Annotated in this window: 9 protein-coding genes; 2 read left to right on the top strand and 7 right to left on the bottom strand. The window is 69.7% G+C overall.

Features of this window, described 5'->3' with window-relative positions:
- Nucleotides 1–94 precede the first annotated feature (94 nt).
- From QZ483_RS01870 to QZ483_RS01855, 4 genes are all read right to left on the bottom strand, one after another.
- Complete coding sequence (locus QZ483_RS01870) at nucleotides 95–1,408, bottom strand: threonine/serine exporter ThrE family protein (RefSeq protein WP_297081285.1); 1,314 nt, start codon at nucleotides 1,406–1,408, stop codon at nucleotides 95–97.
- A gap of 56 nt (nucleotides 1,409–1,464) precedes the next feature.
- Nucleotides 1,465–1,848 (bottom strand): hypothetical protein, encoded by a 384-nt coding sequence (locus QZ483_RS01865; protein ID WP_297081284.1) that lies wholly within the window; start codon nucleotides 1,846–1,848, stop codon nucleotides 1,465–1,467.
- Between the two features lie 103 nt (nucleotides 1,849–1,951).
- A complete protein-coding gene (locus QZ483_RS01860) occupies nucleotides 1,952–2,380 on the bottom strand; it encodes a hypothetical protein (RefSeq protein ID WP_297081283.1) in 429 nt (142 codons plus the stop codon).
- A complete protein-coding gene (locus QZ483_RS01855) occupies nucleotides 2,377–4,476 on the bottom strand; it encodes a type IIA DNA topoisomerase subunit B (protein ID WP_297081282.1) in 2,100 nt (699 codons plus the stop codon). Before QZ483_RS01855 ends, QZ483_RS01860 begins: the two co-directional genes overlap by 4 nt.
- Before the next feature lie 101 nt (nucleotides 4,477–4,577).
- Between QZ483_RS01855 and QZ483_RS01850 the strand changes: the two genes are divergently transcribed.
- Nucleotides 4,578–5,408, top strand: coding sequence for a tryptophan-rich sensory protein (locus QZ483_RS01850; protein ID WP_297081281.1), 831 nt, complete (start codon nucleotides 4,578–4,580; stop codon nucleotides 5,406–5,408).
- Between the two features lie 16 nt (nucleotides 5,409–5,424).
- On the opposite strand, the gene QZ483_RS01845 is transcribed toward QZ483_RS01850, so the two are convergent.
- Nucleotides 5,425–5,919, bottom strand: coding sequence for a GNAT family N-acetyltransferase (locus QZ483_RS01845; protein WP_297081280.1), 495 nt, complete (start codon nucleotides 5,917–5,919; stop codon nucleotides 5,425–5,427).
- Nucleotide 5,920: 1 nt separating this feature from the next.
- A complete protein-coding gene (locus tag QZ483_RS01840; RefSeq protein WP_297081279.1) occupies nucleotides 5,921–6,265 on the bottom strand; it encodes a hypothetical protein in 345 nt (114 codons plus the stop codon).
- A gap of 87 nt (nucleotides 6,266–6,352) precedes the next feature.
- Here QZ483_RS01840 and QZ483_RS01835 point away from each other — a divergent pair, with 87 nt between their 5' ends.
- On the top strand, nucleotides 6,353–7,336 hold the full coding sequence (locus QZ483_RS01835; RefSeq protein ID WP_297081278.1) for a DMT family transporter: 984 nt from the start codon (nucleotides 6,353–6,355) through the stop codon (nucleotides 7,334–7,336).
- A gap of 76 nt (nucleotides 7,337–7,412) precedes the next feature.
- Here the strand turns inward: QZ483_RS01835 and QZ483_RS01830 are convergent, their stop codons facing one another.
- Nucleotides 7,413–8,813: an RNA polymerase sigma factor gene (locus QZ483_RS01830; RefSeq protein WP_297081277.1), complete on the bottom strand. Its 1,401-nt coding sequence runs from the start codon at nucleotides 8,811–8,813 to the stop codon at nucleotides 7,413–7,415.
- Nucleotides 8,814–8,833 lie beyond the last annotated feature (20 nt).

Below are 8,833 nucleotides of genomic sequence, written 5' to 3'. Positions count from 1 at the left end.
GGCGAGATCGCGCTCCGCCGGGGATTCGGGCGTCGTGTTCTCCATCACGCACACGAGGGTAGCGGCACTGGCCGCGACACTCCCAATGCCGTCGCTAGGCGACGCGGTCGAAGGCCCAGTGGCGGTCGGTGATCAGCTTCGCGGCGACGAGGCCAACCATGATCGACAGCACCACCAGAGTCACCTCGAGGATGCCCGCGGTCGCGGCCGCATAGTCGCCCGAATTGAGGCTGACGAGCGCCTCGTGGGCCGCCACGCCAGGAATCATGACGAGCACGGCGGGCACGGACAGGGTGATCACGGGGAAGCGTCCGCCGCGCGCCGCGAATGCTGAGAGGACGCCCACGACCAGGCATGCGACCGCCGTGGCGGCCTGCACCAGGACGCCATGGTCGAGCGCAGCGAGTCGCCCGGTGTTGGCGATCGAGCCGATCAGCGCCGCGGTGAGCGCGATCGACCACGGACTGTTGAACAGCAGTGCGAAGCCCAGCACCCCGATCGCACTCGCGACCGCCCACATCGCCAGTTGGGCGCCCATCGCGATGTCGGGAGGCGCGCGCGTCACGGTCGACAGCGAGTCCACGAGCGAGACCCCCCAGACGGACACCGCGGCCGCCATGGTCAGCATGGTGCCGAACGCGATGCGCTGCAGGCCCGCTGCGAGGTCCATCTGCGCCATGTCCAGCGCGCCGGTGATCAGGGCGAATCCGGGGAGCAGGTACAGGACCGAGCTGATGTAGCCGGCGGCGTGCGTGTCGAGGTCGCTGACTGCCGCGCCTATCGCCGCAATGCCCGCGACGTAGACCATCGTCGACACTGCGGCGGCCACGAGAGTGGTGCCGAACGGGTTGAAGTGCCGATGCGCGATGATCCTGCGCGCCCACTGCCCGGCGGCCGCCGCGACGAACACGATCGCCACCTCCCACGGCAGCGCGTGGTTGAGCACGGCGAACGCCGCACACGCGAGGCCCGCGAAGGCAGCGTTGGCGATCCCGGGATAGAGCGCTCCCCGAGCCTCGATCGCGTCGAGCGCGCGGTGGACCTCGTGGGCGGTGGTGCGCTCAGGGAGCGTCCGGCGCATCCGGTCGAGCTGAGCCAGGCGGTCCGAGTTCACGGCGAACGAGCGGTTCTCGGCCACCTCGGTGCGGAAGATACGCCCCCGATGCGAGGTCGCGGCGATCTCCGTGAGCGACACATGGTTCGAGTGGCGATCGATGCCGAGAGACTGAGCCACCGCTCGCATCGCCTGCTTGACGCGGTAGCTCGCCGTGCCCGCGGCGAGCATCAACCGGCCCGTGCGGATCACGGCTCCCGACTGCTCGATGAGCGCGACCGGCTCGAGGCTCTCCTCGAGCTCGTGCGTGGAGCGCACGCGCTCCTCGTCGTGGACTTCCCTCTCCTCGCTCACGCGGCCATTCTTGCGCACCCGGGTGCCACACACCCGGGACCCCGCCGCTCAGCGCCTCAGGTGGACGACCCCAGCTGCGCCAGCCGCGCATCGGCCGCCGCCTCCCACTGCCGGGAGAGGCGGCGCGCCTCCATCACGGCCAGCCCTGCGGCACCCGTGCCGAGCGCGGTGGCGGCCGCGAGCCCCCGGCGGCCCAGCACGGCCCAGAACGCGGTGAGCGCGAGGCCGCCCACAACCGCTCCCCCGGTTCCCAGGTACGAGTGGGCGTAGGCCTTCAGCTCGGCGAGGGCCTTCGGGTCGTCGCACGCGAAGATCGCATCGACTGCGGCGCCCGTGAGCGGGGGAGGTCCCGACGCGCTGACCCCCATGTCGGGCAGTCCCGCACGGCGCTCCAGGTAGAGGGGACGTCCCCACATGTCAGCACTGCTCCTGCGGCCCATGGCGTGCTCCTCTCGAGGCGGCGGCGACTCGTGCCTCCGAGAGAACGCCACGGGGCGCGACGAGAATTCCGCCTCGCGTCGACACGGGTGCGGACGCGTCAGGTCAGGCCTGGAAGCCCACGTACTGCCGCCACTCGTACACACGACGGAGCCGCGCCCGGTGCGCGCGCAGGACCGCCGCCTCGCCCGCGACCCCGAGCACAGCGACGCCCACGACGCCGGTGGCAAGGCCCGAGCCCCACTGGACGTCACCGGCAACGGCGGCCAGCACCATCATCACGATGGCGGCGAACGCGACCAGCAGCACCGACAGCCCCCCGCGACCCTGCCGCTCGACCACCCAGAGCTGACGCACGAAGTCGTCGACCCTGTCGGCTTCCTCCAGCTCGCGCTCAAGAGTGATGCAGCGCGCCGGAAGGCCCACGAAACCCGGCTCGACGAGCACACGGTCCGGCCGCTGGCTGACCCGCGAGCGACGGTGATATCCGTACGGGTGCGCGGCGCACGTGGGCTCTTCGACGGCGGCGCTCATGCGTCGATCCTGCTCGCGTCGAGCTTCTCCGCACCGGCGACGATGAAGTCGCGCCGCGGCGCGACCTCGTTCCCCATGAGCAGCTCGAACACCTGCTCCGCGGCCTCCGCGTGCTCCGCGGTGATGCGGCGCAGCGTCCGGTGCTGCGGATCCATCGTGGTCTCTGCCAGCTGGTCGGCGTCCATCTCCCCCAGTCCCTTGTAGCGCTGAATGTCCTCGTTGTACTTGCGTCCGGCGCGGCGCAGGTCGCGCAGCGTCTCGGCGAGCTCCTTCTCGGAGTAGGTGTAGATGTACTCCTTCTCGCGACGGGGCGAGCCCTTGACCTCGACTCGGTGCAGCGGCGGCACCGCGGCATAGACCCGGCCGGCGTCCACGAGCGGCCGCATGTAGCGGAAGAAGAGGGTCAGGAGCAGCGTGCGGATGTGGGCGCCGTCGACGTCGGCGTCCGTCATCAGGATCACCTTGCCGTAGCGCGCCGCGTCGAGGTCGAACGTGCGGCCGGATCCGGATCCGATCACCTGGATGATCGACGCGCACTCGGCGTTGTGCAGCATGTCCGTGATCGAGGCCTTCTGCACGTTGAGGATCTTGCCTCGGATGGGCAGCAGCGCCTGGAAGTCCGAGCTGCGCGCGACCTTGGCCGTGCCGAGCGCGCTGTCTCCCTCGACGATGAACAGCTCCGAGGTCTCGATGTCGTTGCTGCGGCAGTCCGCCAGCTTCGCCGGGAGCGACGAGGTCTCGAGGGCGTTCTTGCGCCGCGAGATCTCCTTCTGCTTGCGCGCCGCGACGCGCGCCCGCATCTCCGCGACGATCTTCTCCATCACGGTCGTGGCCTGCGCCTTGGTATCGCGCTTGGGCGAGCCCAGGATCGCCCCGAGCTCCTGCTCGACCACCTTCGCCACGATCGAGCGCACCGGAGTGGTGCCGAGGACCTCCTTGGTCTGGCCCTCGAACTGGGGCTCGGGGATGCGCACCGTCACCACGGCGGTGAGGCCGGCCATGATGTCGTCCTTCTCGATGCGCTCGGCACCGTCCTTGCCGGTGAGCTTCAGGCGGCGCGCGTTGGTCTCGATGGTCTTGCGCATCACCTTGGTGAGCCCGGCATCGAAGCCCGCCTGGTGGGTGCCACCCTTGGGGGTCGCGATGATGTTGACGAACGAGCGCACGTTCGTGTCGTAGCCGTTGCCCCACCGCAGGGCGACGTCCACCACGCACTCACGCTCGACCTCCTCGGACACGAGCGTGCCATCCGCCTTCAGCACCGGCACGGTCTCCGAGTACTGGCCGGTGCCCTTGAGCTCCCAGGTGTCCGTGACGGCGGCGTCCACGCCGATGTAGTCGACGAAGTCCCGCGGACCTCCGTCGAAGCGGAAGGTCTCCTCCGAGGGCTCGAGCGGGTTGCGCTCGTCACGCACCGTCAGCGTCAGCCCCGGAACCAGGAACGCCGTCTGACGCGCGCGCGTCAGAAGGTCCTCGAACGTGAAACGCGCGGACCTGTTGAAGATCTGGCGGTCGGCCCAGTAGCGGATGCGCGTGCCGGTGCGCGCCTTCGCGACCTTGCCGACCTTCTGCAGCTCGGAGCCGGTGACGAAGGGCGAGAACGCGGAGTCCAGAGACGGGCCCGATGCCGGGTCCTGCCAGTACCCGGGCTCGCCGCGCCTGAACGCCATGTGGTGCGTCGCTCCCCCGCGGTCCACCCACACGTCGAGGCGCTCGCTCAGCGCGTTCACCACCGAGGCGCCCACGCCGTGCAGACCTCCCGAGGCCGCATAGGATCCGCCGCCGAACTTGCCGCCGGCGTGGAGCTTGGTCATGACGACCTCGACGCCCGTCAGCCCCGTCTTGGGCTCGATGTCCACGGGGATGCCGCGGCCGTGGTCGCGCACCTCCACCGAGTCGTCGGGGTGCAGGATGATCTCGATCGAGTCGCCGTGCCCGCCCAGCGCCTCGTCGACGGAGTTGTCGATGATCTCCCACAGGCAGTGCATGAGGCCACGGGAGTCCGTGGTGCCGATGTACATGCCGGGGCGCTTGCGGACCGCCTCGAGACCCTCGAGGACGGACAGGTGTCGTGCGGAATAGTCGGATGGGGCCACGCGCCAAGGATAGGTCCCGCCGGGGACACCCGAGTGCGTCCCTCGCCGGAAGCTCGGAACACGTGCCGGCGCTGAGGTGTTTACCTGGGCAGGGAGGTCTCATGTCCACCAGGGCCGATGCAGTGGCAGGTACGCAGGACCGTGTCCGTCAGGCGGTGGTGCTGCTGGGTGCCGTCGCCGCGATCGTGGGTGCCGCGTGGGGCGCCGGAGCCTTCGGCGGCACGCCCATCCAGGACGCCGCGAACGGCGCGCTCGCAGCCGACGCGACACTGCTGGCGCCGGCATCCGGAGCCTTCGGCATCTGGTCAGTCATCTACGCCGGCCTCGCGGCCTTCGCGATCGTCCAGGCGCTCCCGTCGCGCGCCGCGGATCCACGCATGCGCGCGCTCGGATGGCCAGTCCTCGCCTCCATGGTGCTCAACGCCGCGTGGATCGGCGTGATCCAGGCCGGGCTCCTGTGGGTCTCGGTGGTCGTGATCGCAGCGCTGGTCGCCGTGCTGGTGCGCATCGCGCTGATCCTGGTCGCGTCCCGGCCGACGTCCTGGCTCGACCGTGCGGTCGCCGACGTCACGGTGGGCCTGTACCTCGGATGGGCGACGGTGGCGACCGTCGCCAACATCACGGCCGCAGGCGTGGCCTCGCTGGGGGCCGATGCGGACGCTGGGACAGGCATCGCTGCGGGAGTTCTGGTGGTGGTCGCTGTCATCACCGCGGTCATCGCCCGCGGCTCGCGCGGTTCATTCCCGCTCTCCGTAGCCAGTGGCCTCGCTATGGCCTGGGGTCTGGGCTGGATCGCCTACGGACGAGCGGAAGGCCAGCCCGAGAGCCTGCTGGTGATGTGGGCCGCCGGGCTGGCGGCGTGTGTCGCGTTCGCCGCTCCGTTCGCGGTACGCGACTTCAGCCGCCCCTCCCCTGACGACATCGCCGACTGAGCCCGCGCATCGGCCCCTACAGGCCCTCGCCGTCCGTACCGGGGATGTCGGGACGGCCGCGCACGGTCATCATGGCGATGTTGTCGTCCTTGACCCAGAACCCCAGGTCCTCGTAGAGGTGGCGGCCCATGGGCGACGCATGGAGCTCGACGACCTCGATGCCGCGCTTGTCCGTCTCCGCCAGGAGCGCGTCCATGACGGCACGCGCGTAGCCCTTGCGCTGGTGCTGCTGGGAGGTCGAGACCCACTGGACGTAGCCCATCTGGTGGGCACGCGCGCCCGGCTTGGGCAGCCGCGGCGCGATGTTGACCAGCCCGCAGCACGCCAGGCCGCCCTCGGGAGCATCGATGACCATGCCGATGAGGTCCTTGCCGAGCCGGTCCCGAACGAGCTGTGTGGCGTCGACCGCCCACGTAGGCGTGGGCTTGGCGCCCACCGCCTTATACATGAGCGCACCCAAGTGCACGATCTCGGCGGCGTCAGCCGACGTCGCCACCCTCACCGCGGTCATGTCAGCGCCAGACCACCGCGACGGCGATGTTCACGATGGTGAGGATTCCCACGAGGAGCCAGAACGGCTGGGGCTTGTCCCGCTTGGCGCCCACCTCGGCCAGGCCGGCGATCGCGAGTGCGATCACGAACTTCACGGCGATCTTCACGTGGTCCGGGTCGTAGTTCTCGTTCGCGAACGCGAGGCCCGCCAGCGCGAGGCCCGTGAGAATCTGCGCACGCGCTCCCCACACCATCGCCTGGGTGATGCGTCGCGCATCGGCCCTCAACTGGTCCAGCCAGGGTCCGAGGATCGCCGCGAGGCCAATGAAGTGGGCGATGAGCAGGGCGTACCGCAAGGCAGTCACGTGTCTTCTCCTTGGAAGCTCGAGTGCTCCGATGCTATCGCGGGCGCCGTCCGCCTCCCGCGAACCGCGCGCGTGTAGCGTGACCTGGTGACCGTCGCCACCACCGCCAAGCGCCCTGCTCTGGGGGCTCTCTACGTCCTGACCGGCGCGTTCCTGTTCGGGTTCAACGGCTCGATGTCAAAGGTCGTGATGCAGGCGGGCATCACCCCCGAGCAGCTCACCCTGTTCCGGGTCCTCGGCACCGCGGTGATCTCGGGCGTCGTGCTCGTGATCACGGACCGCTCGCAGTTCCTCATCTCCCGTCGCCGGCTCGCCTGGTTCGCGGCGCTCGGCGTCGGCGGCCTGGCCATGGTGCAGTGGCTGTACTCGGTCGCCATCTCCCTGCTGCCCGTGGGCGTCGCGCTGCTCTTCGAGTACACCGCCGTCGTCCTGATCGCGCTCACGGCGCGCCTCGTGTTCAAGGAGCAGGTGCACCCACGCCTGTGGTGGGCCATCGGGGCGGTGCTCGTGGGTCTCGCGGTGGTGGCGCAGATCTGGGACTCCCCGCTCGCGGGCCTGGGCGTGCTCGCGGGGCTCGGCGCCGCTGTCGCCTATGCCTTCTACTTCCTGGGCGGCGAGAGGTCCGTGTCGGGCGCCTCAGCGATGTCCGTCGCCTTCTGGGCGTCCTCCTTCGCGACCGCCTTCTGGCTGCTCTTCTCGCGCTGGTGGGAGATCCCAGCCGGCACCTTCACCGAGCCCGTCTCGTTCGGCGGCTCGCTCGACCACATCGTGACGCCGATGTGGCTGCCCTTGCTGGGCATCGTGGTGTTCGGCGGCTTCGCGCCCTTCACCCTGATCTTCGCGTCTCTGCGCCACATCAGCGCGACCGCGTCAGGGATCCTCGCGTCCTCCGAGGTGCTCTTCGCCTTCGTGGTCGCCTGGCTGTGGCTCGGCGAGACGCTCGCGCCAGTGCAGATCGCCGGCTCCGCCGTGGTGCTGGTCGCGATCGTGGTCGCCCAGACCGCTCGGGTGACGCCGGACCCCGACCCCGACGACGCCTTCGCGCGGGAGCTTCCGCCCGAGTATCCCTAGCTCCGCAGCGGTCGCAAACGCACAGGCGCCCCGCTCCGGTGGGAGCGAGACGCCTGCACAACGGTGAAGCGGAGAATCAGTCGAGGTAGTCCCGAAGCACCTGCGAGCGCGACGGGTGGCGCAGCTTCGACATGGTCTTGGACTCGATCTGACGGATGCGCTCACGGGTCACGCCGAACACGCGGCCGATCTCGTCGAGCGTCTTGGGCTGGCCGTCGGTGAGGCCGAAGCGCATGCCGACCACGCCGGCCTCGCGCTCGCTCAGCGTGTCCATGACCTTGGTGAGCTCCTCCTGCAGCAGGGTGAAGCCCACCGCATCGGCCGGAACGACGGCCTCGGAGTCCTCGATCAGGTCACCGAACTCGCTGTCGCCGTCCTCGCCCAGCGGCGTGTGCAGCGAGATGGGCTCGCGGCCGTACTTCTGAACCTCGACCACCTTCTCGGGCGTCATGTCCAGCTCGGCTGCCAGCTCCTCGGGCGTGGGCTCGCGGCCCAGGTCCTGGAGCATCTGGCGCTGCACGCGCGCGAGCTTGTTGATGACCTCGACCATGTGGACCGGGATGCGAATGGTGCGAGCCTGGTCGGCCATCGCACGCGTGATCGCCTGGCGGATCCACCAGGTCGCGTACGTCGAGAACTTGTAGCCCTTGGTGTAGTCGAACTTCTCGACCGCGCGGATGAGGCCCAGGTTGCCCTCCTGGATCAGGTCCAGGAACAGCATGCCGCGACCGGTGTAGCGCTTCGCGAGCGAGACCACGAGACGGAGGTTCGCCTCGAGCAGGTGGTTCTTCGCGTGGCGACCGTCGTTCGCGATCCACTCGAGCTCGCGACGCAGCTCGGGCTTGAGCTTCTCGCCGCTCGACAGCTTCTCCTCCGCGAACAGACCGGCCTCGATGCGCTTGGCGAGGTCGACCTCCTGCTCCGCGTTGAGGAGGGCCACCTTGCCGATCTGCTTCAGGTAGTCCTTGACCGGGTCCGCAGTGGCTCCAGCGGTCATCACCTGCTGGACGGGCGCGTCGTCGTCAGCCGCGCCGAGCACGAATCCGCGCTTGTCGTCGCCATCGTCGCCGTCGTCCGCCTGCGCGGGCGCGTCCTCGGTCGGCTCCTCGGTGTCGGCATCAGCAGCCGCCTTCTTGGCCGGCGCCTTCTTGGCTGCCGTCTTGCGCGCAGGCTTGCGCGCGGTGGCCTTCTCCTCCGTGCTCTCGACCTCGTCGACGGCCGGCTCGGCCTTCGACTCAGCGGCCTTCGCCGCGGTCTTCGCGGCGGGCGACTTCCTCTTGGCCGGTGCCTTCTTGGCGGTCGACGCGGCTGCCGACTTCTTGCTGGCGCTCGTGCTGGAACTGGACGCGGCTGCAGTAGTCGTGGCCTTCTCCTTCGGCTCGGCCGTCATGGCGACGGGGACAGATCTCTTGACGCGAGAGGACACGCGGGAGCGTGACTCACCCGTGCGGGCGGCGGATTGCTGCGCGTGTCGCATCACACCGGTACGGCGCTCAG

It is taken from the genome of uncultured Demequina sp. (genome assembly GCF_913055775.1).
Classification (GTDB): Bacteria; Actinomycetota; Actinomycetes; order Actinomycetales; family Demequinaceae; genus Demequina.
Note: the sequence above shows the minus strand (reverse complement) of the source record. Positions and strands in the feature narration are given on the sequence as shown.